The 24,564-nt window shown below is 62.6% G+C and carries 25 protein-coding genes and 1 pseudogene; 15 read left to right on the top strand and 11 right to left on the bottom strand.

Annotation, left to right across the window (positions count from 1 at the left end; genetic code table 11):
- Positions 1-191 precede the first annotated feature (191 nt).
- Positions 192-809 carry a transglutaminase-like cysteine peptidase gene (locus AC1DZ8_RS31310; protein WP_477311003.1) on the top strand — a complete coding sequence of 206 codons (618 nt, stop codon included), beginning with the start codon at positions 192-194 and terminating at the stop codon, positions 807-809.
- A 317-nt stretch (positions 810-1,126) separates the two neighbouring features.
- A complete protein-coding gene (locus tag AC1DZ8_RS31305) occupies positions 1,127-1,360 on the top strand; it encodes a hypothetical protein (RefSeq protein ID WP_477311005.1) in 234 nt (77 codons plus the stop codon).
- A gap of 63 nt (positions 1,361-1,423) precedes the next feature.
- Here AC1DZ8_RS31305 and AC1DZ8_RS31300 read toward each other — a convergent pair whose 3' ends face one another.
- The 4 genes from AC1DZ8_RS31300 to AC1DZ8_RS31285 are packed head-to-tail and all read right to left on the bottom strand — an operon-like array spanning position 1,424 to position 4,136.
- Positions 1,424-1,792, bottom strand: coding sequence for a helix-turn-helix domain-containing protein (locus tag AC1DZ8_RS31300; protein ID WP_477311007.1), 369 nt, complete (start codon positions 1,790-1,792; stop codon positions 1,424-1,426).
- Positions 1,789-2,310 carry a Smr/MutS family protein gene (locus AC1DZ8_RS31295; protein ID WP_477311009.1) on the bottom strand — a complete coding sequence of 174 codons (522 nt, stop codon included), beginning with the start codon at positions 2,308-2,310 and terminating at the stop codon, positions 1,789-1,791. Before AC1DZ8_RS31295 ends, AC1DZ8_RS31300 begins: the two co-directional genes overlap by 4 nt.
- Positions 2,307-3,407, bottom strand: coding sequence for a murein transglycosylase A (mltA, locus tag AC1DZ8_RS31290; protein WP_477311011.1), 1,101 nt, complete (start codon positions 3,405-3,407; stop codon positions 2,307-2,309). Before mltA ends, AC1DZ8_RS31295 begins: the two co-directional genes overlap by 4 nt.
- 24 nt (positions 3,408-3,431) lie before the next feature.
- Positions 3,432-4,136, bottom strand: coding sequence for a Tim44/TimA family putative adaptor protein (locus AC1DZ8_RS31285; RefSeq protein WP_477265678.1), 705 nt, complete (start codon positions 4,134-4,136; stop codon positions 3,432-3,434).
- A 198-nt stretch (positions 4,137-4,334) separates the two neighbouring features.
- On the opposite strand from AC1DZ8_RS31285, the gene AC1DZ8_RS31280 reads away from it, so the two are divergent.
- Both AC1DZ8_RS31280 and secB read left to right on the top strand, forming a co-directional pair.
- A complete protein-coding gene (locus AC1DZ8_RS31280; RefSeq protein WP_477310802.1) occupies positions 4,335-4,832 on the top strand; it encodes an FxsA family protein in 498 nt (165 codons plus the stop codon).
- Between the two features lie 125 nt (positions 4,833-4,957).
- On the top strand, positions 4,958-5,458 hold the full coding sequence (secB, locus tag AC1DZ8_RS31275; protein WP_477232355.1) for a protein-export chaperone SecB: 501 nt from the start codon (positions 4,958-4,960) through the stop codon (positions 5,456-5,458).
- A 378-nt stretch (positions 5,459-5,836) separates the two neighbouring features.
- Here the strand turns inward: secB and dnaQ are convergent, their stop codons facing one another.
- From dnaQ to AC1DZ8_RS31250, 5 genes are all read right to left on the bottom strand, one after another.
- Complete coding sequence (gene dnaQ / locus AC1DZ8_RS31270) at positions 5,837-6,541, bottom strand: DNA polymerase III subunit epsilon (protein ID WP_477310798.1); 705 nt, start codon at positions 6,539-6,541, stop codon at positions 5,837-5,839.
- Positions 6,542-6,765: 224 nt separating this feature from the next.
- Entirely contained in the window at positions 6,766-7,350 is a 585-nt protein-coding gene (gene coaE / locus AC1DZ8_RS31265; protein WP_477402229.1) for a dephospho-CoA kinase, read from the bottom strand.
- A gap of 29 nt (positions 7,351-7,379) precedes the next feature.
- Positions 7,380-8,207, bottom strand: a complete 828-nt coding sequence (locus AC1DZ8_RS31260) for a shikimate dehydrogenase (protein WP_477310794.1) — start codon at positions 8,205-8,207, stop codon at positions 7,380-7,382.
- Positions 8,200-8,799 (bottom strand): Maf-like protein, encoded by a 600-nt coding sequence (locus AC1DZ8_RS31255; RefSeq protein WP_477310792.1) that lies wholly within the window; start codon positions 8,797-8,799, stop codon positions 8,200-8,202. The genes AC1DZ8_RS31260 and AC1DZ8_RS31255 overlap by 8 nt, the downstream gene beginning before the upstream one ends.
- Positions 8,800-9,001: 202 nt before the next feature.
- Positions 9,002-9,823, bottom strand: coding sequence for a pyruvate, water dikinase regulatory protein (locus tag AC1DZ8_RS31250; protein ID WP_477310790.1), 822 nt, complete (start codon positions 9,821-9,823; stop codon positions 9,002-9,004).
- A gap of 402 nt (positions 9,824-10,225) precedes the next feature.
- Here AC1DZ8_RS31250 and hemE point away from each other — a divergent pair, with 402 nt between their 5' ends.
- The 4 genes from hemE (at position 10,226) to yddG (ending at position 14,359) form a co-directional block, all read left to right on the top strand.
- Positions 10,226-11,254 carry a uroporphyrinogen decarboxylase gene (gene hemE, locus AC1DZ8_RS31245; protein WP_477310788.1) on the top strand — a complete coding sequence of 343 codons (1,029 nt, stop codon included), beginning with the start codon at positions 10,226-10,228 and terminating at the stop codon, positions 11,252-11,254.
- Between the two features lie 2 nt (positions 11,255-11,256).
- Complete coding sequence (gene hemJ, locus AC1DZ8_RS31240; RefSeq protein ID WP_477310800.1) at positions 11,257-11,787, top strand: protoporphyrinogen oxidase HemJ; 531 nt, start codon at positions 11,257-11,259, stop codon at positions 11,785-11,787.
- Positions 11,788-12,009: 222 nt separating this feature from the next.
- Positions 12,010-13,275 (top strand): transcription termination factor Rho, encoded by a 1,266-nt coding sequence (gene rho / locus AC1DZ8_RS31235; protein ID WP_112560220.1) that lies wholly within the window; start codon positions 12,010-12,012, stop codon positions 13,273-13,275.
- A 169-nt stretch (positions 13,276-13,444) separates the two neighbouring features.
- Positions 13,445-14,359, top strand: a complete 915-nt coding sequence (gene yddG / locus AC1DZ8_RS31230) for an aromatic amino acid exporter YddG (protein WP_477310786.1) — start codon at positions 13,445-13,447, stop codon at positions 14,357-14,359.
- A gap of 13 nt (positions 14,360-14,372) precedes the next feature.
- On the opposite strand, the gene AC1DZ8_RS31225 is transcribed toward yddG, so the two are convergent.
- Positions 14,373-16,394, bottom strand: a complete 2,022-nt coding sequence (locus AC1DZ8_RS31225) for a thioredoxin domain-containing protein (protein WP_477310784.1) — start codon at positions 16,392-16,394, stop codon at positions 14,373-14,375.
- 69 nt (positions 16,395-16,463) lie between these two features.
- Between AC1DZ8_RS31225 and mnmE the strand changes: the two genes are divergently transcribed.
- From mnmE to AC1DZ8_RS31190, 7 genes are all read left to right on the top strand, one after another.
- Positions 16,464-17,786 carry a tRNA uridine-5-carboxymethylaminomethyl(34) synthesis GTPase MnmE gene (mnmE, locus tag AC1DZ8_RS31220; protein WP_477310782.1) on the top strand — a complete coding sequence of 441 codons (1,323 nt, stop codon included), beginning with the start codon at positions 16,464-16,466 and terminating at the stop codon, positions 17,784-17,786.
- Positions 17,787-18,017: 231 nt separating this feature from the next.
- Positions 18,018-19,892, top strand: coding sequence for a tRNA uridine-5-carboxymethylaminomethyl(34) synthesis enzyme MnmG (gene mnmG / locus AC1DZ8_RS31215; RefSeq protein WP_477310780.1), 1,875 nt, complete (start codon positions 18,018-18,020; stop codon positions 19,890-19,892).
- Entirely contained in the window at positions 19,889-20,521 is a 633-nt protein-coding gene (gene rsmG, locus AC1DZ8_RS31210) for a 16S rRNA (guanine(527)-N(7))-methyltransferase RsmG (RefSeq protein WP_477402225.1), read from the top strand. Before mnmG ends, rsmG begins: the two co-directional genes overlap by 4 nt.
- Positions 20,522-20,584: 63 nt before the next feature.
- The gene (locus AC1DZ8_RS31205; protein WP_477287828.1) at positions 20,585-21,382 is read left to right on the top strand and encodes a ParA family protein; all 798 of its coding nucleotides are present in this window, start codon (positions 20,585-20,587) and stop codon (positions 21,380-21,382) included.
- Positions 21,383-21,445: 63 nt separating this feature from the next.
- Positions 21,446-22,333, top strand: coding sequence for a ParB/RepB/Spo0J family partition protein (locus tag AC1DZ8_RS31200; RefSeq protein WP_477310774.1), 888 nt, complete (start codon positions 21,446-21,448; stop codon positions 22,331-22,333).
- 384 nt (positions 22,334-22,717) lie between these two features.
- A complete protein-coding gene (locus AC1DZ8_RS31195) occupies positions 22,718-23,350 on the top strand; it encodes a DUF1326 domain-containing protein (RefSeq protein WP_477402223.1) in 633 nt (210 codons plus the stop codon).
- Between the two features lie 126 nt (positions 23,351-23,476).
- The gene (locus AC1DZ8_RS31190) at positions 23,477-24,259 is read left to right on the top strand and encodes a DUF2182 domain-containing protein (protein WP_477310770.1); all 783 of its coding nucleotides are present in this window, start codon (positions 23,477-23,479) and stop codon (positions 24,257-24,259) included.
- 194 nt (positions 24,260-24,453) lie between these two features.
- On the opposite strand, the pseudogene AC1DZ8_RS31185 reads toward AC1DZ8_RS31190, so the two are convergent.
- Positions 24,454-24,564: pseudogene (locus tag AC1DZ8_RS31185) on the bottom strand (IS5/IS1182 family transposase); the annotation flags it as partial.

Here is a 24,564-nt window from a genome sequence, read left to right as displayed (position 1 = left end):
GCTCGATACAGCTGTGGCGTGCATTGCCTGCGGCAGCAGGGCGATTTTGCACGCCAGAGGCGTTCTGTTGCACAATAGACTCTGTTGGGCGGGCGCGGGTAACCATGCCGGAGAATCTAGCTCCCCCCATAATTGACACGGACTGTAAATCCCCTTTAACCTTTCGTTAACAACAAGGGCGAACGGGGACAATGACTTCCTCAGCGATGGCACGGACGCTGCGCTTGTGTGCGGCAACAGGGCTGGCGGTTTTGGGATGCTGGGTGGCGCCGGCATCGGCGGGCGGCGCCATGGCAACCGGCGGCATGACCTCGCAGCCGATCGGCCATTATGATTTCTGCAAGTCCTATCCGGGCGAATGCTCGATCCGGCCAAGCAATCTCAACCCTGCCGCGATGACCGACGCCTTCATGCGCAAGCTGGTCAGCGTGACATCAAGGGTCAACGCCGCCGTCAAGCCGATGAGCGACTACGACATTTACGGCAAGGACGAAGTCTGGGCCTATCCCGACAAGGGCGTCGGCGATTGCGAGGACTATGTCCTGGAAAAGCGCCGCCAGCTCTCCCGCTCGGGCGTGTCGCTGGCCGATCTGCTGATTACCGTCGTGCGCAAGCCGGACGGCGAAGGCCACGCGGTGCTGACCGTGCGCACCGACAAGGGCGACTACGTCCTCGATAATCTCACCGACAAGGTGAAGATCTGGGACGCCACCGGCTACCGCTTCCTCAAGCGGCAGGCGATCGACAACACCGGCCGCTGGGTCTCGATCCGCGGTGGCCAGCAGGTGCTGGTCGGCGCGGTTCAGTAAAGTTTTACACGCCATTCAGGCACGCCGCGTCGAAGCGGCTTCTCATGGTGTGCTTAGCTGCTTCACATCGTAGGCCAACGCCGCCCCTCATTGCTCTGCCGGGCATTTCTCCCCGTATAGTGACGGGGAGAAAGACGCCGTCGTCGATGATTTCGCCAACTTTCCATGTTGCAGGCGGATGAGGGGCAGCGCCAGCGTTGCCAACCGAGCCTCCCGAACCACCTCCAAAAATTTTGCAGTCTCCGTGAACCAAATCGTCTCCGTCGGCGACACACAGCCGTAAACGAACCCAACCAATCCAACCAAGGAGACTTCAAATGACTGCTTTTCTGCGTAACACCTTCCTCGCCGCCGTCGCGGTATCGTCGCTGGCCGGATCGGCTTTGGCTGACCAGACCATCCCGAGCTGCTCCAAGACGTCGACTGAAAGCAATTGGGGCAACCGCTGCTGTGAAGTCAGTGGCAAGAACTGCCTGGGCGGCGGGCGCGGCGGCAATCATGACAGCACGGGCGGCCGCGGTGGCCCTAACGGCCCGGCCGGCGCGAAGTAATCTCGCCATATGCCCGCTGGCCATTCGCCAGCGGGCATCGCCTTGTGTGAACGAACTTCCTGGCTACACCTGCCGCCCAAGCGCCGCCCGGATCGACGCCGTGATGCGGCGAAGCTCGGCTTCGTCCAGCTTCTCGATGTTTTCGGCCAGCAGATTGGCAAGTTCGGTGGCTGCCGGGCTGAGCCCGGACGTATCGAGCTTTACCCGCGGATGCGAAGCCTCGGCCAGCCGCGCCAGCTCTTCGGCATCGTCCCAAATGACATTGAAATAACCGATGATCTTCTGGATCAGCGTCCAGGTCGGCGCACCGCGACGGCCATGTTCCAGCGCCGACAGATAGGCGGCGGAAACGCCGATCGCCTGCGCCATGTCTTTCTGGCGGATGCCGCGCTCGGCTCGAAGCGCCCGCAGTTTTTCGCCGAATGGCGTCATCTGCTGAGCCGCCTCAGCCGCACATAGAGCGCGCCCGAACCGCCATGGTTGCGGGCGGCATGGTCGTGGCTGGAGACCAGCGGCCGGAAGGCCGGCGTCGACAGCCAGGCAGGCACGGCGCGCCGCAAGACGCCGTCGCCGCCCGATGACGAGCCCTTTCCCGTAATGATCAGGACATAGCGAATGCCGCCGGCATGGGCCCGGTGCAGGAATGAAAACAGCAGCGAATAGGCCTCGTCCTGGGTCATGCCATGCAAATCGACGCGGCCTTCGATCGGCAGCCGGCCTTTCTTCAGCTTGTCCCGCGTCGGCTCGTCCAGCGCATGCGAAACATGCTGCGCCTTCGGCACGGCGGCGGCCACCGGGCCGACGGAAGTCGGCGCCTGTGCCGGTTTGGGGTCGATGACAATGTCGGGGATGTCGACCGCGGTCCGGCCCTTCAGCGGCCGGGCGGTGCGCGCAACCAGGTTCCACAACACCCGGTCGTCTTCACTGAGCTTGTCGGGACGTCGGCTCATCGATTCGTCTCCGAAACGAGAGCTCTTGGAACCAGCGCATAGAAATCTGCCTCGTTGCGGACGACCCCGGCGATCTCGCCGGCGGCGTCGCCGGAACCGGCGAACAGATCACCCCGCGCCGGCCCGGTGATGGCCGAGCCGGTATCCTGCGCAATCATCAGCCGCCGGAACGGTTTTTGCTCGAAGGCGGCCAACGTCGGTGCATCGATGTAGAAGGGCGTGCCAAACGTGTGCAGCAGGCGGTCGACGGCGAGCGAGCGGCCCGGCGTCAGCGGGACCTTGGCGGCCGCAATCGGACCGAGCGTAGCGTCGTCGACATCGGCTTCGCGGAAGAAGATGTAGGAGTGGTTCTGCCAGAGAATTTCGTCGACGCGATCGGGATGCGCCCGGAACCAGGCGCGGATCGACTGCATCGTGACTTTTTCCAACGGGATCTCGCCGAGATCGGCGAGGATTTTGCCCGGGCCGGTGAAACGCTGGCCGGACTTGGCGGCATAGGTGATGCGGCAAAGCCGGCCGTCGGTCATCTTCAGCCTAGCGGCTCCTTGCACATGGACGAAGAAGGCATCGACTTTTTCCGCAAGCCAGGCGATTTCCAGGCCTTTCCCGGTGAGCGCGCCGCGCTCGATCTGGCCGCGGTCAAAATATTCTACCGGTCGCTGCGGCGTATCGCGGGCGAAGGCGAGATAGTCGTCCATGCCTTCGGGACGGTTGGCATCATCGATGTCGATAAGATCGGAAGGCCGCGCCAGCAGCGGCACCGTGAATTCATCCGTGCGCACCGGCGAGGCCTCGACCTCCGGCTCGTAGAAGCCGGTGACCAGACCTGCCTTTTCAGCCTGTACCTTTGCCGGAACGAAATGGCGCTCGAAGAAGGCGCGAGCGTCCGTCCGATTCGCCGGCGAAACGGAACGCGCTTCGTCATAGGCGCCGGCAAAGGCATCGAACCGGACGCCGAGCGAACCGGTGCGGTAAGGTTTGGTCAGAACATGAAAGGCCGAGCGGCGGAAGGCTTCGAAGGTGGGCAGGTGATCGTCCGCCTCCCAGCCGGGAAGATCGGCGAAGGATTTTTCGACGAGAAGGGACGATAGCGACACCGCAGCCTCGCCAATGTCCGGATTTCAGTCTTCTTCCTCGGTGGCGACCAGCTTCCAGTTCGGATCGCGCGAGCGCGTGTCGCGGGCAAAGGTCCAGACATCCTTGACCTCGGCCACCGTCTCTGGATCGCCGTCGATGACAGCGCCTGCCTTGTCGCGGGTCGCCGAGATCAGCTCGCTGACGATGCGCAGCGTGATGTGCGCCTCGCCACCCTTCATCTCGGCCGAGACGATATCGGCCTTGTCGATGCCGACGAAGGAAGACTGGATCTTTTCGGCTTTCGCCTCGCGGTCGCCGATTGCGGCGACAAAACCGTCAAAAACCTCACGCGACAACAGGTTCTTCAGCGTCTTGCGGTCGCCATCGGCATAGGCCATGACGATCATCTCATAGGCCATCTTGGCGCCGTCGACGAATCCCTTGGGCTCGAAGGACGGGTCATTGTCCTTGATCGTGCGCAGGCCCTTGTTGAGGTCGGTGTCGGGCTTGGCGAAGGCGTCGATGGCCGCATAGGTTTCGGCAGCGGTTTCGCCCGGCAGGCGCTTGCGCGGCAGCGAAACCACATTTTCGGGCTTTTGGGTCGCGTCCTTGTCGGTGCGGCTGGCCGTATACGGATCGAAGGGCGGGCGTTCGCTGCCCGTGCGGCGGCCGAGCACGTTGCGCAGCTGGAAAAAGATCACCACTGCGGCAATCAGAAAGAAAATGGTGCCGAAGTCGAAGAATCCCATATCTTTCGCCAATCAATCCCTGACCTGGCCGGGACCGCCAGCCAATCCGGGCCGCGATCGCATAGCGTTCAACATGCAAAGCATATAGAACGCATGGCGCAATCATTCAAATCAAAGGCAGGCATACCTATCTAACGGCCTCAGTGCCAGCGGCGATTGCATGCCGCCCGGCAAAACATGGAAACGATCGGTCAAGACTTGCGCATTTCCTTCCTCCCTCTGTTCCTGCTTGCGCTGCCGCTGCTGGAAATCGCCGGTTTTGTCATTGTCGGCCGCGAGGTCGGGGCGCTGGCGACGGTCGGCCTGGTGGTGGCCTCCGGCATTGCCGGCGTGCTTCTGCTCCGGCACCAGGGTTTCGGCGTGATGGCGCGGGTGCGCGCCGAGATGGCCGGCGGCGGCGACCCCAGCCGCCAGCTCGCGCATGGCGCCATGATCGTGGTCGCCGCGATCCTTCTGATCATCCCCGGCTTCATCACCGACATTATCGGCCTGCTGCTGTTCCTGCCGCCGGTGCGCGACCTTGCCTGGAGCCGGCTCAAGGGCCGCATCGTCGTCGCTACCGATTTCACCGGCGGTTTCCGCGGCAGGTCGCGCGACAAGGTCATCGATCTCAACGACGGCGACTATTCGCGCGAGGACGATTTCAAGCGCGGCCCTGATCACAATTCGCCGTGGCGGCGTTTGAAAGACGACTGAGATCGTTCCGTCTTGATCCGTCCGGTCACAAGGCGGCAAACCTTGTCTTGTCATGCCGACCATGCTAGCCAACGCCCGATTTCAATTCGGTCAGCGCTGCTGCCCAGGCAAAAGGATCAAGGCTCATGGCCAGCAAAGATGACGCGCCGGTCGGCGCCGCAAACGGCAACGGCGAGACGGCACAGCCGTCGCTCAACGTGCTTGCCCAGTATGTGAAGGACCTGTCCTTCGAAAGCCCCGGCGCGCCGAACTCGCTGCGCGGCCGCGACAAGGCCCCCGGCATCGCCATCAACGTCAATGTCAACGCCAACCCGCTGTCCGACAAGCAGTTCGACGTCAATCTGACGTTGAACGCCAAGGCGTCCTTCGACCAGGAAGTGCTGTTCAACGTCGAACTGGTCTATGGCGGCGTCTTTTCCATCGCCGGCTTCCCGCAGGAGCACATGCTGCCGATCCTGTTCATCGAATGCCCGCGGCTGTTGTTCCCCTTTGCCCGCCAGATCATCGCCGAAGCCACGCGCAACGGCGGCTTCCCGCCGCTGATGCTCGACCCGATCGATTTTGCCCAGATGTTCCAGCAGAAGCTGGCCGAGGATCAGGCGGCATCGAAGGTCAAGGTGAGCTGAACGTTCGCCACTGTGGATTGAAAAGCCCGGCCTTGTGCCGGGCTTTTTGTTGGAGAGGACTGCGGGACAGCACCCCCCTCTGCCTTGCCAGGCATCTCCCCCTCAAGGGGGGAGATTGGCCGTCATCGCGACCTTCGCCAATCTTCGACGTTGCAGGAATGGCTGGAGCGGCGAAGCTGCTAATCTCCCCCCTTGAGGGCAGGGGAATCGCATATGCGGAACAAAGATGGAATCTCGCGACGTTTGTTCTCGACGCGATTCCGATTTGTTCGCCGTTCGATTCCTCGAAAGAGTCCATATGCGATTGCCCTGCCCTTGAGGGGGAGATGTCTGGCAGGACAGAGGGGGGCGTGACGGAACACGACCTCCCCGATCTGTTCACCCCGCCGCCACCTTCAGCCACAGCGCCTTTTCGCCCAGTGTCGCCACCAGCCCGGCATGCGCCGTGCGTTCGGCTTCGGTCAGGCGCGGCGGAAGCGTTATCGGGCGGGCGGCGATCGAGATGTCGATGTCGGCGACGTCGCCATTGCCATTGACCTGCACCGCGACCGTTTCGAGGATGAGGGCGGCCTGCTTGCCGCCGATGAGCTCGATATAGACTTCGGCCAAAAGTTCGGAATCGAGCAGCGCGCCGTGCTTGGTGCGGTGGCCGTTGTCGATGCCGTAGCGGCGGCAGAGCGCATCGAGCGAATTCGGACCCATCGGATGCTTGCGCCGCGCCAGCGCCAGCGTATCGACGACACGTCCCGTATCGATATTCGGCTGGCCGAGCCGGCCGAATTCGGTGTTGAGAAAGCCGATGTCGAAATTGGCGTTGTGAGCAACGAGCTTGGCGCCGTCGGTGAAGGACAGCCATTCCTCGGCGATTTCGGCGAAGGTCGGCTTGCCGACCAAGTCGGCGGCGCTGATGCCGTGCACGGCCTGCGCCTCGTGATGGACGGCGCGGCCTTGCGGATTGATGAATTTGTGGAAGGTGCGGCCGGTCGGGAAGCGGTTGACCAGTTCGACGCCGCCCAACTCGATAATGCGGTCGTCGCGCATGTCGAGGCCGGTGGTTTCGGTATCGAAAATGATCTCACGCATAGAATCAGCTCACTTTACATAAGCAGAATCATACACCGGAACAAAATGGCAATGGGCAATGCCTCTTTTCCCCTTCTCCCCTTGTGGGAGAAGGTGGATCGGCGCGCAGCGCCGAGACGGTTGAGGGGTGTTCCAGCGGAATGAGGCGTCGGCGTTTCCCTGGAGCACCCCTCATTCGTCGCCTTCGGCGACACCTTCTCCCACAGGGGGAGAAGGGAAAGGCGTCAGCGCCTGGAGAGCTCGGCAATGATGGCATCGACCGCAATTCGGGCAGCGTCCATCCCCTCACCCGTGTCGATGACGAAATCGGCCTGTCGGCGTTTTTCGGCGTCGGGCACCTGCTTGGCCAGGATCGCCGACAGCTTTTCTTCGCTCATGCCGGGACGGGCCAGCACGCGGGCGCGCTGGATGTCCGCCGGCGCGGTGACGACGACGACCTTGTCGACACGGTTGCGGCCGCCAGTTTCGAACAGCAGCGGAATGTCGAGCACGACCAGCGGTGTGCCGGCGGCGCGGTGCTTCGTCAGGAAGGCGTCGGCGTCGGCCCGCACCAGCGGGTGGACGATTGTCTCCAACGTCTTCAGCGCAGCGGCATTGCCGAGCACCCGCCGTGCCAGCTCGGTGCGATCGACCGAGCCGGCAACCACGGTTCCAGGAAAAGCCGCCTCGACCAGAGGTGCCGCCTTGCCGGAATAAAGCCGATGCACGGTTTCGTCGGAATCATGCACCGGCACCCCGGCGTCGGTGAACATCTTGGCCGTCGTCGACTTGCCCATGCCGATCGATCCGGTGAGGCCGAGCACGATCATCGTTTGGCGCCCATCATTTGGCGACCCCATCATTTGGAAACAATGTCGGCGACGATCATGGTGCGCAACTCCGGCGTGACCTCCGGTCTCTTACCGAACCAGCGTTCGAAACCGGGCACCGCCTGGTGCAGCAGCATGCCGAGCCCGTCGACCGTCTTCAGATTTCTCGCGCGCGCCACCGCAAGCAGCGGGGTTTCCAGCGGCACATAGACAATATCGGAAACGATGGCGTGATCTGGCAGCCCTGCCGGATCGGCGGCGAGCGTGGTATCGCCATGCATGCCGAGCGCCGTGGTGTTGATGAGCAGGCCGGCATCGCCAAGCAGGTCGCCAACCGCGCCATGGGCGGAAACGCCGGCGCCGAAGCGGTCCGCCAGTTCCTGCGCCCGCGCCAGCGTGCGGTTGACGATGCGGATATCCCCGACACCCCGCACCTTCAGCGCATGGATGACGGCGCGCGAAGCGCCGCCGGCGCCCAGCACCACGGCCGGGCCATTTCTGTCCCAGCCCGGCGCATGCTCATCGAGATTGCCGGCAAAGCCGAGCCAGTCCGAATTGCCCCCCCACAGCACGCCATCGTCCAGCCACAGCATGTTGACGGCGCCGATCATCTCCGCCGCCTCGTCGCGGCGCTCGACCCGGGCGAAGGCGACCTCCTTGTGCGGGATGGTGACGTTGCCGCCCTGAAGCCTGTTGGCATGGAGCGAGGCGAGGAATTCGGGAAAATCGGCCGGCGCGACGTCGATTGCGCGGTAGCTGCCGTCGATGCCGTATTTGTTGAGCCAATAGCGGTGAATCCTGGGTGAGCGCGAATGCGCGATCGGGTGGCCGGTGACAAAAGCTTTCTTCTCAACCATCGATGGCTCCGAGCGCACGCAATTCCTTCAGCACCGGCAACAGCGGCAGGCCGACAATGGTGAAATAGTCGCCTTCGATCTTTTCGAACAGCTGGATGCCTTCGCCCTCGATCTGATAGGCGCCGACGCTCGCCAGCGCCTTGGCGCCGACGCGGGCCAGATGGCGGCCGATGAAAGCAGGATCGAGCTTGCGCATGGTCAGGCTGGCGATGCCGACATGGCGCCACAGCACCGCGCCGTTTCGGCACAACACGGCGGCGCTGTTGAGCTGATGCGTCTTGCCCGACAGCGCCAGCAGATGGCGGCGAGCGCCTTCCGTGTCGGCCGGTTTGTGGAACACTTCATCGCCCAGTGACAAAGTCTGGTCGCAGCCGAGCACCAGTGCTCCCGGCCTGCGCTCGCTGACCTCGGTGGCCTTGGCCTCGGCAAGGATCAGGGCAACATCTTCCGGCGACACGCCGCTGTCCTGCAACGGCGCCTCGAGCGCGCGCTCATCGACCTCGGCAGGGACGGCTTCAATGTCGAGCCCGGCGTTGACCAGCATGGCCTTTCGGAATGGACTGCCGGAGGCGAGGATGATTTTTTCGGTCATTTGAAACGTCTCATTCCTTCACACCCCCCTCTGTCCTGCCGGACATCTCCCCCTCAAGGGGGGAGATTAGCAGCTTCGTCGCTTCACCCATTTCTGCGGCCTTGGAGATTTCGCAACGGTCGCCGCGACGTCCAATCTCCCCCCTTGAGGGGGAGATGCCTGGCAAGGCAGAGGGGGGTGCTGTCCCGCCAGGGGTCCGGAACTAGCGCGTCTTCCCCCTCAGGGCAACGATTGCCGCCGCGGTCTCCTCGATCGAGCGGCGGCTGACGTCGATCATCGGCCAGTTGTGGCGGGTGCAGATCTGGCGGGCATAAGCGAGCTCCTCGGTGATGGCGGCGCGGTCGACATAATCGGTCGCTTCATAGGTACTGCTGTTGCCTAAAATACGGTTCTGCCGGACATGCGAGATGCGTTCGGCGGTGGCGATCAGGCCGACGATCAGCGGCTTCGAGGCGCTGACCAGGCTTTCGGGCACCGGCACGCCGAGCACAATCGGGATGTTGGCGGTCTTGATGCCGCGGTTGGCGAGATAGATGCTGGTCGGCGTCTTCGATGTCCTGGAAATGCCGATCAGCACGATGTCGGCGTCATCCATATTGGCCGGCAGCTGGCCGTCATCATGCTCCATGGTGAAGTTGAGCGCATCAATGCGGCGGAAATAGTCGGCGTCGAGCACATGCTGGGCGCCGACGCGGCGGCCGGCCGGGGTGCCGAGATAGGACTGGAAGACGGTAAGCACCGGCTCCAGCACCGAAACGCAGGGCAGGCCCATGGCGGCACAGCGCTCGTCAATGCCGCGCGCCAGCTTCTGGTCGACAACCGTATAAAGAATGATGCCCGGCTCCTCCTCGATGTCCTCGAACACTTTGGCCACCTGCTTTTCGGTGCGGATGAGCGGATAGATATGCTCGATGGCGCGGGCATCCTTGTATTGCGCCGAAGCCGCCCGGCCGGCCGCCAGCAGCGTTTCGCCCGTGGCGTCGGAGATCAGGTGCAGGTGAAAGAAGCTCTGGGGTTTGTTCACAGGGGGCGCCTCAGGCTGTGGGCTTGTGTGGATAAACAGGCACCGGAAAGGCGACCGGCTGGAAGCGACTGTATCAGAAGGCGAGTTGTCCACAATTCGCTGCGCTGTCGGCTTCGTCGGGCGGCTGGGGACAATTTTGGGGACAGAGATTCTTGCCAGCGCTTCATCCACAGAGGCGGTTTTTCGGCGGCGACGTCAAGTCCTTGACTCCAGTGATGGAATCCTGGTCATCCACACTCTCCGCCAATCCCGTGAGAGAAGCACGCGACAATATGCTGGCTGGCCTTTTCAGGGGCAAAGCGGGACAGGTGACAACCACCACAACCAACAGACTCTTAGAATCAGAAGATTCTAGAAATAGACTATTTAATTATAAGAGAAGGCAGGGGAAGAGAGCGCTCAATGCCCGAGAACCGCATCATGCTGGACGTGCTGAGAGGCAAGGCTGTGTTTCCGCCGCCGCTCTGGATGATGCGTCAGGCCGGGCGTTATCTGCCGGAATATCGCGAGACCAGGAAGCGCGCCGGGTCGTTTCTCGATCTTTGCTACAATCCAGACCTTGCCGTCGAAGTGACGCTGCAGCCGATCGAGCGCTTCGGCTTCGATGCCTCGATCCTGTTCTCCGACATCCTTGTCGTGCCGCATGCGCTCGGCCGTGACGTGCGCTTTGAAGAAGGCCGCGGACCGCTGCTGACGCCGATCACGGCGACTGAGATTTTGGCTCTCAACAGCGAGACGTTTCACGTGAATCTCTCGCCCGTCTACGAGACGGTTCGACGGCTGCGGGCGAAACTGCCTGACGAGACGACGCTGATCGGCTTTTGTGGCGCGCCGTGGACGGTGGCGACCTACATGATTGCCGGCCATGGCACGCCCGACCAGGCGCCGGCCCGGCTGTTTGCCTATCGCGAGCCGGAAGCCTTTCAGCAGCTCCTGAAGGTGCTGGCCGATCATTCAGCCGCCTATCTCATCAGGCAGATAGAGGCCGGTGCCGATGTGGTGCAGATCTTCGATTCCTGGTCCGGCGTGCTCGACGATGCGTCGTTCGAACAGTTCTGCGTGCAGCCCGTGGCGGAGATCGTTCGCCAGGTTCGCGCCGTGCATCCCGACGTTCCAATCATCGGTTTTCCCAAGGGCGCCGGCGCCCGCTACCAGAGCTACCGGGAGAAGACCGGTGTGACGGGGCTGGGGATCGACTGGACGGTGCCTCTGGCGGCAGCGAAGGCATTGCAGCACTCCGGGGCGGTCCAGGGCAATCTCGATCCCTTGCGGCTCGTGGCTGGCGGCAAGGCGCTGTCCGACGGCGTCGATGCGATCCTGAAGACGTTGGGCGACGGACCGCTGATCTTCAATCTCGGCCATGGCATTACGCCGGAGACAGCGGTGGCGCATGTCGAGGCAATGGTGAAGCAGGTGCGGAGCGCGTCATGACCATGATGGGAAAAGGCCCTGCAGAAGGCGGCGCCATGCGTCGTGCGGCGATGGCCATTGCCGTGTTTCTGGTGCTGGCGGGATTGCTGTTCCTGTTCGGGCCCGACGATTTCTATCCCTGGGCGAAGGCGATCCATGTCATCGCCGTGATCTCCTGGATGGCGGGCATGCTGTATCTGCCGCGGCTGCTGGTCTATCACGCCGATGCCGAGAAGGGCTCGGTGCAGTCGGAAACCTTCAAGGTGATGGAGCGCCGGCTGCTGCGCGGCATCATCAATCCGGCCATGGTCATCACCTGGGTGTTTGGCCTGTGGCTCGCCTGGAAAGGCTTTGGTTTCCATGGCGGCTGGCTGCACGCCAAGATCGGCCTGGTGGTTCTGATGTCCGGCGTGCACGGCTATCTGGCCGGTGCGGTGAGGAAATTCGCCGAGGATCGCAACGAAAAACCGGCAAGGCACTGGCGGATCGTCAACGAGATCCCCACATTGCTGATGATCGTCATCGTCGTGCTGGTCATCGTCAAGCCGTTCTGAGGCTTCCCGCATCGACCTGAAAACCAGAAGCTGGTTTTCTGAAAAGTATGATGCGGAGCCTGGAAGGTCCTCCGCAAAAGGCGGCTTGCTCTTTCAACCGACCGACGATACAAGACGGGTCTTCCTTCCCGTCATGCGCCGCCCATTTCGCTTTTCGGCCGCGCCCGGCATTTGTCGCATCCAGCCGATATTTCCCTCAAAAAGCCTACTCAGAGTCCGTCTATGCAAGAAATGAAACTCGCAGAGTTCAAGAACAAGAAACCGCCAGAGCTGATCGCTTATGCCGAATCGCTCGAGGTGGAAAACGCCAGCGTCATGCGCAAGCAGGAGCTGATGTTTGCCATCCTGAAGAAACTGGCCGCCCAGGAAATCGAGATCATCGGTGATGGCGTGGTCGAGGTGCTGCAGGACGGGTTCGGTTTCCTGCGCTCCGCCAATGCCAACTATCTGCCGGGTCCCGACGATATCTACATCTCGCCCTCGCAGATCCGCCGCTTTTCGCTGAAGACCGGCGACACCGTCGAAGGGCCGATCCGCAGCCCGAAAGAGGGCGAGCGCTATTTCGCGCTGCTCAAGGTCAACACCATCAATTTCGACGATCCCGAAAAGATCCGCCACAAGATCCATTTCGACAATCTGACGCCGCTCTATCCGACCAAGCGGCTGAAGATGGAGATCGACAATCCGACCTCGAAGGACATCTCGCCGCGCGTCATCGACCTGGTGGCGCCGATCGGCAAGGGACAGCGCGCGCTGATCAACGCGCAGCCGCGGACCGGTAAAACCGTGCTGATGCAAAACATCGCCCATTCGATCACCGCCAACCATCCGGAATGCTATCTGATCGTGCTTCTGATCGACGAGCGGCCGGAAGAAGTGACGGACATGCAGCGCTCGGTGAAGGGCGAGGTCATCTCGTCTACCTTCGACGAGCCGGCGGTGCGTCACGTCCAGGTCGCCGAAATGGTCATCGAGAAGGCCAAGCGCCTGGTCGAGCATGGCCGCGACGTCGTCATCCTGCTCGATTCGATCACCCGCCTCGGCCGCGCCTACAACACCGTTGTGCCATCATCGGGCAAGGTGCTGACCGGCGGTGTCGACGCCAATGCACTGCAGCGGCCGAAGCGCTTCTTCGGTGCCGCCCGCAACATCGAGGAAGGCGGCTCGCTGACCATCATTGCCACCGCGCTGATCGACACCGGCAGCCGTATGGACGAAGTCATCTTCGAAGAGTTCAAGGGCACCGGCAACTGCGAAATCCAGCTCGACCGCAAGGTCGCCGACAAGCGCATCTATCCGGCCATGGACATTCTGAAGTCCGGCACCCGCAAGGAGGACCTGTTGGTCTCCAAGCAGGACCTGCAGAAGATCTTCGTGCTGCGCCGCATCCTGGCGCCGATGGGCACCACCGACGCGATCGAGTTCCTCATCGACAAGCTGAAGCAGACCAAGACCAACGCGGATTTCTTCGACTCGATGAACACGTAAACAGTTCATCAGATCCTCGGCCGTTTCATGAAGCCCCATTCCGGGAAACCGGGATGGGGTTTTTCTTTGGCCGGCGACAGGTCGCATTCCCGATATGGAGTGACCATAGACGGCAATTTCTGTTGGCGCCGCCATGCGAGGACTTGGTGCCCTGGAGATCGGAAGCCGCATGAAGAAAACAATCCCGACCCTGATCGGCTTTTCCGCCATTTTGACATGGTCATTCCTGGCGCTGCTTTCGACGGCGGCCGGGCCCATTCCGCCCTTTCAGCTCGCGGCGATGACGTTCCTGCTTGGCGGGCTGGTCGGAGCGTCGAGCTGGCTTGTCCGCCCGGCGGCGATCCGGTCGCTGCGCCAGCCATGGCAGGTCTGGGCGCTCGGCACGGCGGGGCTGTGCATCTATCACTGCGCCTATTTCTTCGCCATCCAGTCGGCGCCTCCGGTCGAGGTCAGCCTGATCGCCTATCTCTGGCCTTTGCTGATCGTTGTCTTCGCTGCCTTCCTGCCGGGAGAAAGGCTGAGGCTTCACCATATCGTCGGGGTCGTGCTTGGCTTGGCAGGCGCCATCATGGTGATCACCAAAGGCGGCAACGTCGGCTTGGCCAATGGGGTGATGACCGGGCATGTCATCGCCCTGTTTTGCGCCTTCGTCTGGTCAGCCTATTCGGTGCTGTCACGCCGCTTCGGCAAGGTGCCGACCGATGTCGTGGCCGGCTACTGTTTCATCACGGCGGCGGTAGCCTTCGTCTTGCATCTGACGCTTGAAACCACCGTCTGGCCGCAGACGGCCGTGCAGTGGAGCGCCATTGTCATTCTCGGCACGATACCGCTCGGCGCCGGCTTCTATGCCTGGGACTATGGCTGCAAGCACGGCGACATCATGATCCTCGGCGCGCTGTCCTATGCCGCGCCTTTGTTTTCGTTGATCGTGCTTCTGCTGGCGGGTTTTGGCGTCTTTCACTGGTCGGTCGCGCTCGCCTGCATGCTGATAACGGTTGGAGCGGTGGTCGCGGCCAGGGATTTGCTGTTCAAGCCGCGGCCGCCCGCGATCGATGCAACCCCGCTTCCATCTGCCTTGGACTGAATGGCGGCTGAGCTTATTGGCTGCGTCGCAGCAGAGCTTCGAGATCCTGCGGATCGGTCACCACCGGCAGGCAGATCTGGCCAGTACAAAACCATGCGCCCGGGCGGTCGGTTGGTGGCAGGATGCCACCCGGTAAAGCCGGTCGATTCGCCTCCGTTCCGATTGCTACGACGATGTCGACGCGGCGCGGGTCAGGATTCCGATTCGTAGCCGGAACGAGGCTTGGCCCCTCTGGTGAATCGACGAGCACCAGCTTCAGAGGCTCAAGTGCCAGGGCGCAGGCGTTAACGATGCCTGCCTGGCCGTAGGACTGGTGCCCGGCCCGGCCCATGGCGTGTTCGGCGACCCGCCACGCTTTGTCCTGCAATTCGAGATCGCCGGTAACCGAGGCCAGCCGAACCAGGGCTTCGATGATCTGGCTGGTGGCGGACGAAATCGCCTCGTCGACATCGCCGCGGATGCGGATCGGCACATCGGTGCTGTCGGACGCGGTCAGGTAATAGCCGGTCCCGTCGCTATCCCGGTGCCAGCGGTCGAGCCGGTCAATGAATTGTTTCGCTTGATCGACATAGCTTGAGTCGCCTGTCGCTTCGAACAGCGCAATGGCCGCGTTGGTCATCGCGGCATAGTCGCTGGACAGCGCCGGGAACAGTTTCTTGGCGCCGAGCATCGAGTGCGGCAAGCGGCCGTCATGGCCGGCATCGGCAATGTAGGCGAAGGCTTTTGCGGCCGCGTCGATCCAGTCGCGCCGGTCCAGCGAGCGGCCGGCTTCGGCGAGGGCCGCGATCATCAGGCCGTTCCAGTCGGTCAGCGCCTTGCCGTCCCTGCCCGGGCGGACGCGCTGCTCCCGTGCCGGCAGCAGCTTTTCCTTCAATGGGATCAGTACATCCCGGTCAGGCACGCTTTGGCTCTGCTGGGCATCGGTCTGATGGACCATCGGCTTGCCTTCCCAACCATGTGGGCCGGAGAGCGTGAAGTATCTGAAAAACAAGGCCGAATCGTCGCCTAGCACGGACTCTATTTCATCCTTGCTCCAGGTGTAGAAAAGCCCCTCCTCGCCGTCGCTGTCTGCGTCGAGACTGGCGGCGAAGGCGCCGCCATCGACACGCATTTCGCGCAGCAGCCAAGCGACCGTGTCTTCGATTCGTATCCGGAACAAATCATTGCCGGTGGCGGCATAGGCCCAGTTGCACAGGCGGATCAGCTGCGCATTGTCGTAGAGCATCTTTTCGAAATGCGGCACCAGCCACTCGGCATCGGTTGAATAGCGGCTCAAGCCTCCGCCGACATGGTCGTAAATGCCACCGGCCATCATCTTTTCCAGGCTGATAAGCACGGCATCCCGGTGTGACGAGACGCCATCGCGCAGCCAGGACAGCCAAAGTGTTTGCATGAACGGCGCGTTGGGAAACTTCGGTGCGCCGCGCAAGCCGCCGAGGTCGCGGTCGATCATGCCGTCGATGCGGCCGGCGAGATCGCTGAGCGTTGCTTTGTCGAGCGTGGCCTTGGCGTGGACGCCGGCCAAGCGCGCCTCGACATGATTGGTCAGGCCATCGGCGCTCTGGTCGAGGCTTTCTCGCTTCTCGCGCCAGGCCTTGTCGACGGCCTCCATCACCTGGACGAAGCCGGGACGGCCATAGCGGGCCTCACGCGGAAAATAGGTGCCGCCCCAGAACGGCTTGCCATCGGGGTTGAGGAACATGGTCAGCGGCCAGCCGCCCTGCTCGCCCATGGAGGAAAGCGCCGCCATATAGATCTGGTCGATGTCGGGCCGCTCCTCGCGATCGACCTTGATATTGACGAACAGCCGGTTCATGACGGCGGCGACTTGGGCGTTCTCGAAGCTTTCATGCGCCATGACATGGCACCAGTGGCAGGCGGCGTAACCGATCGAGAGCAGGATCGGCCGCTGCAAGGCCGCGGCTTCGGCGAGCGCCGCCGGCGACCAGGCCCGCCAATGCACGGGATTGCCGCTGTGCTGCTGCAGATAGGGGCTGGCTTCTTCGGCAAGCAGGTTTTGCGCAGGCAAGGTCACAGGCGGGCACGCTCGGTTTGGCGGTGTCGGGATGGATTTCAAGCTAGGGCGATTGGTTAGAGCGGGCAAATGATTTCAGGCGATTCGATCGTAGCGCTGTCCAGCGGCCGCCTGCCGGCAGGTATCGCCGTCATCCGCATTTCCGGCCCGAAGACTCGATTCGTAGTCGAAACGATCGCCGGAAGCATGGTTAAGGACCGCGTTGCAGCTTTGCGCAAGCTTCGGACGGCCAACGGGTTGCTGATCGACCACGGCCTGGTGCTGTTCTTTTCGGGCCCAAATAGCTTTACCGGCGAGGACGTCGCCGAATTCCATATCCATGGCGGCCGTGCCGTCGCCGGCAAAATGCTGGAGACGATCGCCGGCTTTGACGGCGTGCGTCATGCGGTGCCCGGCGAATTCACCCGTCGTGCCTTTCTCAACGGTAAGCTCGATCTGGTCGAGACCGAGGCGCTGGCCGACCTGGTCAACGCCGAAACCGAGGCACAGCGCCGCTTTGCGGTACAGAACGCAGAGGGTGCTCAGAGTACGCTCTATCTCGGCTGGTGCGGCCGGCTGATCCATGCCCGCGCTATGATCGAGGCGGAGATCGACTTCTCTGATGAGGAAGATGTCCCCGGTTCCGTTTCGGATACGGTCTGGTCGGACGTTAGGGCGATGGTTGATGAAATCGGCCGTCATATCGAGGGCTTCCATGCCGCGGAGATCATTCGCGACGGTTTTGAGGTGGTCATCCTTGGTGCGCCCAATGCCGGCAAGTCCAGCCTGTTCAACGCGCTGGCCCGGCGGGAGGCGGCGATTGTCACGGATGAACCCGGCACGACGCGGGATTTGCTTGAAGTGGTGTTGGACCTTAACGGCGTGCGGGTCAGGGTGACCGACACGGCGGGCCTGCGCGACGCGCCGGGCAAGGTTGAGGCGATCGGCATCGAGAAGGCGCGCGCCAAGGCGCGGACGGCTGACCTGGTGCTGGTGCTGGAGGATCTTGTGAACCCGGTCGCTGTTGGGGACATGCCGGCGGGCATCCCCACTTTGAGGATTGGCACCAAGGTCGACCTCCTGAGGCTGGTGCCGGCGGCTGGTGCCTATGACGCAACGATCTCGACCGTCGATGGAACGGGATTGGCGGAACTGCTGTCTGACATCGGAACGCGTGCGGCCGCTTCGATTGGCGATGCCGGCGATATCCTGCCGTCGCGGCTGCGGCATGTGGAGCTGCTCAACGAGACGAGGCGTTTTCTGATTTCGGCTTTGTCTGGAGAGGCGCGCGGCCAGGAGCTGCGGGCGGAAGAATTGCGGCTCGCGGCGGATCGGCTGGGGAGGATCGTCGGCGCTGTGGATGTCGAGGATTTGCTCGACGTGATTTTTTCGCAGTTTTGCATCGGGAAGTGACTCACGTGAAACACTCGGGCGCGGCGGCGTGGGGTGATTCACGTGAAACACGGGCGCCACCTTTCGTCATCCTAGGGTCTGCGCTGCGTCGCTCCGCTCCTTGCTCCGCCCTAGGGTGACGAAGGTAATGCGTGCCTTCCCGCTGTTTCACGTGAAACGAATCGTCTCCCATCCTTGACAGCGCTGCCTCTCGGGGACATGTGTCGGCGACTTCTGAATTTGGAAAACGAAATGATCGATCACTATGACGTGGTTGTGGTGGGCGGCGGCCATGCCGGGTGCGAGGCGGCCAGCGCTGCCGCGCGCGGCGGCGCCAGGACCGTGCTGGTCACGCTGCGCTTCGACACGATCGGCGTCATGTCCTGCAACCCGGCGATCGGTGGGCTCGGCAAGGGCCATCTGGTGCGCGAGATCGACGCCATGGACGGGCTGATGGGCCGCGTCGCGGATGCGGCCGGCATCCAGTTCCGTCTGCTCAACCGCCGCAAGGGCCCCGCCGTGCGCGGACCACGCACCCAGGCGGACCGCAAGCTCTATCGGCTGGCCATGCAGGAAGCGATTCGGCAGCAGAACGATCTCGACGTCGTCGAGGGCGAGGTGCTGGATTTTGAGATCGAAGAGGGACGGATCGCGGCTGTGCTCCTGGCTGGTGGGCGGCGGCTGGCTTGCGGCGCAGTGGTGTTGACCACCGGCACCTTCCTGCGCGGCCTTATCCATATTGGCGAGAAGAAGATCGTTGCCGGACGGATGAACGAGCAGGCGAGCCTCGGCCTGTCGGCGACGATGAGCCGTGCCGGCTTTGCGCTCGGGCGGCTGAAGACCGGTACGCCGCCGCGGCTCGATGGCCGCACCATCGACTGGGCGTCGCTGGAGAGCCAGGCGGCGGATGAACATCCCTCGCCGTTCTCGTTGCTGACCGACACAATCCAGAATCCGCAGATTCATTGCGGCATCACCCGCACGACGCCGGCCACGCATGAGCTCATACGCGCCAATCTCGGCCGCTCGGCGATGTATTCCGGCTCGATCGAAGGGGTTGGGCCGCGTTACTGCCCGTCGATCGAGGACAAGATCGTCAAGTTCGGCGATCGCGAAGGCCACCAGATTTTCCTCGAGCCGGAAGGCCTCGACGACGACACAGTCTACCCCAATGGCATTTCGACCTCCCTGCCCGAGGATGTGCAGCTCGATATTCTGAAGACCATTCCGGGTCTGGAGCGCGCGACCATGCTGCAGCCGGGCTATGCCATAGAATACGACCATGTCGATCCGCGCGAGCTCGAGCCGACGCTGGAAACCAAGCGCATTGCCGGCTTGTTCCTGGCCGGGCAGATCAACGGCACCACCGGCTATGAAGAAGCCGGCGCGCAAGGCCTGCTTGCCGGGCTGAACGCCGCGCGCAAGGCGTCGGTGGGCGATCAGATCGTGCTCAGCCGGACTGAAGCCTATATCGGCGTGATGGTCGACGATTTGACCAGCCGCGGCATCGCCGAGCCCTATCGTATGTTCACCTCGCGGGCTGAGTTCCGGCTGTCGCTGCGCGCCGACAATGCCGATGAGCGACTGACGCCGCTGGCAACGAAGCTCGGCGTTGTGTCATCGGAGCGGACGCAGCGGTTCAACCAGATTACCGTTGACCTTGATAAGGCACGCGACCTCGCCCGGGCCACGACCATGACGCCGAATGAGGCGTCGCGGCATGGACTTGAGGTCAACAAGGACGGCGTGCGCCGCTCGGCTTATGAGTTGCTCGCCTATCCCGGTGTCGATGTCGCCTGGCTGACACGCGTCGCGCCGGCCTTCGGCACCATTAATGCCAAGACGGCAGAGCGGCTCGAAACGGAAGCGAAATATTCGGTCTATCTTAATCGCCAGCAAGCCGATGTTGCGCAGATCCGGCATGAGGAAAGCCGGTTGATCCCGGCTTCTGTCGACTTTGCCGATGTTCCAGGACTTTCTAATGAGCTAAAGCAGAAGATGCGGACGCGGCAGCCGCGCTCGATCGCCGATGCGCAGCGCATGGAAGGCATGACGCCGGCGGCGCTCGCAATCATCGTCGCGCATGTGCGCAATACCGAAGCGGCGGCGCAAAGGGCCGTTGCGTGAGCGCTGCCTCATGGACGAGCCTGCAGGAGGCCGCAGGACCAGTTTCACGTGAAACATTCGAGCGCCTGGTGGCGTTCGAACAGCTGTTTCTAAAATGGAACCGCAGCATCAACCTTGCGGCGCCGTCGACGCTGGACGATGTCTGGGGTCGCCACATTCTTGACAGTGCCCAGCTGGCGCGAATCGCCCCGCAGGCCAAACGCTGGGTTGATCTCGGTTCGGGCGGCGGTTTTCCGGGCCTGGTGCTGGCTTTCCTGCTAGTCGAGCGCGATGGCGCGTCGATCGATCTGGTCGAAAGCAACCGCAAGAAAGCATCGTTCCTGCAAGCGGTCATCGGGCAGTTCGGTTTGCCGGCCCGGGTCGTTGCGCGGCGCATCGACGACAGCTATGCACTTGTTTCCGCGCCGGAAATCGTCACGGCAAGAGCGCTGGCCGCGCTTCCAGCGTTGCTCGATCTGTCGGCGCCATGGCTGACCACGGGGTCGCGCGCTCTGTTCCACAAAGGCCGGGATTACCGTGCCGAAGTGGAAGAAAGCACTCACCGCTGGGCCTTCGATCTGGTAGAACATCCGAGCATGACCGACGCCCATGGCGTCATCCTCGAATTGGCCGATCTGCGGACTGCGTAAGCCTCCCTTCGCGACCGCCGTCGACCCTTTGGCGACCCGCAAATGAATATTTGGCATAGACCCATGAAAACTGGCCCCCGCATCATCACCGTCGCCAACCAGAAGGGCGGTGTCGGCAAGACCACCACCGCCATCAATCTGGCTACGGCACTGGCCGCCATCGGCGAAAAGGTGCTGATCGTCGATCTCGACCCGCAAGGCAACGCTTCGACGGGTCTCGGCATCGACCGCAAGGACCGCACCGTCTCCTCCTATGACGTGCTGACCGGCGAGCTCGACCTGGAAGCGGCGGCGATCCCGACGGCTGTGCCCGGCCTGTCGATCGTGCCGTCGACGCTCGACCTGCTCGGCATCGAGATGGAAATCGCGTCGGCGCCTGACCGGGTGCTCAAGCTGCGCAATGCGCTGCGTGCCGCGACCGAACGCGGTGCGCCGTTCGGCTATGTGTTGATCGACTGCCCGCCCTCGCTCAACCTTTTGACGTTGAATTCCATGGCGGCAGCCGATTCTGTTCTTGTGCCGCTGCAATGCGAATTCTTCGCGCTGGAGGGTCTCAGCCAATTGCTGGAAACGGTCGAGCAGGTGCGCCGCACGATCAATCCGGACCTGATCATCCAAGGCATCGTGCTGACCATGTATGACGGCCGCAACAACCTTGCCAACCAGGTGGTTGAGGATGTGCGGGCGCATATGGGCGACAAGGTCTACGAGACCATCATCCCTAGGAATGTGCGGGTGTCCGAAGCGCCGTCCTACGGCAAGCCGGCGATCCTCTACGATCTGAAATGCTCGGGCAGCCAGGCCTATCTGCAGCTTGCGTCCGAAGTGATCCGCCGCGAGCGTAAATTACGCGCCGCTTGATTAGAATTGGTTGATGGAACCGACCGATTCGATACCGAAACGATCCAAGAATCTGGAATTGAGATGAACGAAGACCTTTCGAGAAAAAGACTGGGGCGTGGACTGGCGGCCCTGATCGGCGAGATCGATCGCCCGGCGGCCCCGGAAAAGCCAGCTGCAGGCGCCGACGGCAAGGTGCCGATCGAGTTTGTCAGCCCGAACCCGAAAAACCCGCGCCGGCATTTTGGTGACGCCGATCTGACCGATCTCGCCCAATCGATCCGCGAGCATGGCGTGGTGCAGCCGGTGGTGGCGCGACCGTCGCCGACGCATGCCGGCCGCTACGAGATCATCGCCGGCGAGCGGCGCTGGCGCGCGGCGCAGCGCGCCGGGCTGACCGAGATCCCGATCATCGTTCGCGACGTCAACGACCGCACGGCGCTGGAACTCGCGATCATCGAGAACGTTCAGCGCACCGACCTCAATCCGGTCGAGGAAGCGATGGGCTACCAGCAGCTGATCGACGATCACGGCTACACGCAAGCTGACCTGGGCAATGTCATCGGCAAGAGCCGCAGCCATGTCGCCAACACGCTGCGGCTGTTGAAGCTGCCCGACGTCATCAGAGACATGCTGGTCGACGGCGCGTTGTCGGCAGGCCACGCCCGCACGCTGGTGACGGCGCAGGATCCGGCCGGGCTTGCCAAGCAAATTGTCGAAGAGGGTCTTTCGGTGCGCCAGGCCGAAGCGCTGGCGCAGATGCCGGCTGGCGGCACGCCGCCCAAGGCCAAGCCGGCGCAAAGTGGATCGGACAAGGACGCCGACACGCTGGCGCTGGAAAAGCTGATGACAGACACGATCGGCATGATCGTGACCATCGAGCACAAGGGCAAGGGCGGCGCGATCCGCGTGAATTACCGCAGCCTGGAGCAGCTCGACGAGCTGTGCCGGCGGTTGAAAGACGAACGCTAGGCGGTTGGGACGCCACGCTATTTAGCCGGCGAATGAAGTTTTGGCTTAAGCTTAGGTTTTAGCGCTGATATATCGGTGATAGACACGAAAGACATCACGCCGACTGGCCAAGCTCCCAACGGAGACGCGCCGACCCGGCTGGTCTGTCAGCGGTGCGAGTTATCGGGCCGATACGCCGGGGGAGATTGACAGCACCATCGCCTTCGCCACCATCAGCGTCGCGGCTTGACAGTGCCGGGCAACGGCGTAACGTAAATTAGATATAGCTTACATTGCCCTAGCGTGCCGACCAGTCGCGGCGGGGCCAATTGCCGTTCCTGTACTATTGTGAACGGCACTACGTCGCCCAAGCGATATGCCGACGCGCCCGAAGCAAGTGGGGAGGTGCACATGGCGGTCAGCTGGCAACTGTCTGGAAGCTACTTCGAAAATTGCAACTGCGATGTCGTGTGTCCTTGCCTGCTGTCGACCAACGCACAGCTGACATCCAAGCCGACGCAAGGCGTTTGCGATGTTGGCCTGGTCTTTCATATCGATACCGGCAAGTACGGTGACGTTCGATTGGATGGCCTCAACGTTGTGATGGTTGCGCACGCGCCTGGCCCGATGGCGGACGGCAATTGGACGGCCGCCGCCTATATCGACGAACGGGCCAACGATAAGCAAACGGAAGCGCTGGGCGCGATCTTCACCGGCGCCGCAGGCGGTCCGATGGCGGTGCTGGCCCCGATGATCGGCACGAACCTCGGCGCCAAGAAGGTGCCGATAAGCTACCGGATCGACGGCAAGAAGCGGTCGGCTGAGATTGCGGGCATCATGCAGATGGCGGTCGAACCATTGCCGACCATGCGCGAGGACGGGCAGATGTGGGCGGCCACCGGCCATCCCGTCAACCCCGATTGGCTCGCTTTGGCGATGGGGGCAGAAGGCAGCACATTCAGCGACCATGGCATGCGTTGGGATAATTCCCGCCGAAACGGCCACTATGCCCCGATCAATTGGTCCGGCGAGCACTAAAGCGTTTCACCGTTTCATGGGAACGGCGATCCGCTCTATCTCTTTGTTTTGACGCAATTTCGGACGGAAAACTGCTCACACTTTCCTGAAATTGCTCCAGTTTCCCCGCCGCAACGGACTTAGCCCATGGCCCTGATATTGCAGCGAAACATCATTCTCGCGCTGCTGCTTGCTGCCGCCGCGGCGGCGTGGACGGTGCTTGTCTGGCAGTCGCTCGGCATGGGCGCGGACATGCAGATGTATTCACCCACCATGGGGATGAAGGCGCCGCTGTTTCTTGCCGTCTGGATGATCATGATGATTGCCATGATGTTCCCGACCGCCGCGCCCATGGTCCTTACGTTTCATCGCGTTCAGGCCGGCAAACGGGGGCGCGGCGAGACTTTTGTCTCGACCTGGTTTTTCGTGGCTGCCTACATGCTGCTTTGGGGCGCGATGGGCGCGCTCGCCTTTGCCGGCGCGGCGGGCGGAGAGCTCATTGCGGCGCATGCGGGAATGTCCGCCACCACGGCCGCGCGCATCGGCGGCGCGCTGCTGTTGATGGCAGGCGCCTATCAATTGTCTCCGCTGAAGGATCTGTGCCTGGCCAAATGCCGTACGCCAATGGGTTTCATCCTGACCTCATGGCGCGATGGTCAGTGGGGCGCGGTACGCATGGGCCTGGAGCATGGAGTTTTTTGCCTGGGCTGCTGCTGGCTTTTGTTCCTCGCTCTCTTTCCTCTCGGGATCATGAACATCGCAGCGATGGCCGTGGTCACCTTGCTGATCTTTGCAGAAAAGACCCTGCCGTCAGGGGAGAGGATCGCAAAGCTGTCAGGTGTCGCCCTGCTCCTTTATGGCGCAGCGGTGTTGGTCTTTCCGCAAGCGCTACCAACCTTCCAGCCGATGGACGCGATGATAATGAATTGACGGATGGAGGTGCGGGAACGGCGAAAGCGGTGGCGACGGCTGATCTCCCCCCTTGTGGGCCCGTTGCGTTATTAGGCTTTGGACGCCTGGAGAGACAGCAGGGGCGCATCGAGGTGCTTTCCGGCGCGGGTTTGCGGCCGGATGGGGTAGGAGTTGGCGTATTCGGTGGGTTTCGGGCGCACTGCGACCCAGGCTCAGGTGGCCAGCGTTACCCAGCGGCGCATGTTGAAGGCGATGGCCGCGATGAGGACCTGTCCTGCCGCCTTGGCCAGGCCGCGATAGCGGATGGCGCAAAGTCGCATGCG

The organism is Mesorhizobium sp. P2_F7, assembly GCF_056403695.1.
Note: the sequence above shows the minus strand (reverse complement) of the source record. Positions and strands in the feature narration are given on the sequence as shown.

Bases quoted from the DNA above. Each gene is read 5' to 3' on its own strand.
- AC1DZ8_RS31300 (WP_477311007.1), bottom strand. From the start codon at position 1,792: ATGACGCCATTCGGCGAAAAACTGCGGGCGCTTCGAGCCGAGCGCGGC.
- AC1DZ8_RS31310 (WP_477311003.1), top strand. From the start codon at position 192: ATGACTTCCTCAGCGATGGCACGGACGCTGCGCTTGTGTGCGGCAACA.
- AC1DZ8_RS31255 (WP_477310792.1), bottom strand. From the start codon at position 8,799: ATGACCGAAAAAATCATCCTCGCCTCCGGCAGTCCATTCCGAAAGGCC.
- AC1DZ8_RS31285 (WP_477265678.1), bottom strand. From the start codon at position 4,136: ATGGGATTCTTCGACTTCGGCACCATTTTCTTTCTGATTGCCGCAGTG.
- rho (WP_112560220.1), top strand. From the start codon at position 12,010: ATGCAAGAAATGAAACTCGCAGAGTTCAAGAACAAGAAACCGCCAGAG.
- mnmG (WP_477310780.1), top strand. From the start codon at position 18,018: ATGATCGATCACTATGACGTGGTTGTGGTGGGCGGCGGCCATGCCGGG.
- dnaQ (WP_477310798.1), bottom strand. From the start codon at position 6,541: ATGCGTGAGATCATTTTCGATACCGAAACCACCGGCCTCGACATGCGC.
- AC1DZ8_RS31190 (WP_477310770.1), top strand. From the start codon at position 23,477: ATGGCCCTGATATTGCAGCGAAACATCATTCTCGCGCTGCTGCTTGCT.
- AC1DZ8_RS31200 (WP_477310774.1), top strand. From the start codon at position 21,446: ATGAACGAAGACCTTTCGAGAAAAAGACTGGGGCGTGGACTGGCGGCC.
- hemE (WP_477310788.1), top strand. From the start codon at position 10,226: ATGCCCGAGAACCGCATCATGCTGGACGTGCTGAGAGGCAAGGCTGTG.
- AC1DZ8_RS31205 (WP_477287828.1), top strand. From the start codon at position 20,585: ATGAAAACTGGCCCCCGCATCATCACCGTCGCCAACCAGAAGGGCGGT.
- mnmE (WP_477310782.1), top strand. From the start codon at position 16,464: ATGATTTCAGGCGATTCGATCGTAGCGCTGTCCAGCGGCCGCCTGCCG.
- AC1DZ8_RS31295 (WP_477311009.1), bottom strand. From the start codon at position 2,310: ATGAGCCGACGTCCCGACAAGCTCAGTGAAGACGACCGGGTGTTGTGG.
- secB (WP_477232355.1), top strand. From the start codon at position 4,958: ATGGCCAGCAAAGATGACGCGCCGGTCGGCGCCGCAAACGGCAACGGC.
- AC1DZ8_RS31260 (WP_477310794.1), bottom strand. From the start codon at position 8,207: ATGGTTGAGAAGAAAGCTTTTGTCACCGGCCACCCGATCGCGCATTCG.
- hemJ (WP_477310800.1), top strand. From the start codon at position 11,257: ATGATGGGAAAAGGCCCTGCAGAAGGCGGCGCCATGCGTCGTGCGGCG.
- coaE (WP_477402229.1), bottom strand. From the start codon at position 7,350: ATGATCGTGCTCGGCCTCACCGGATCGATCGGCATGGGCAAGTCGACG.
- yddG (WP_477310786.1), top strand. From the start codon at position 13,445: ATGAAGAAAACAATCCCGACCCTGATCGGCTTTTCCGCCATTTTGACA.
- AC1DZ8_RS31305 (WP_477311005.1), top strand. From the start codon at position 1,127: ATGACTGCTTTTCTGCGTAACACCTTCCTCGCCGCCGTCGCGGTATCG.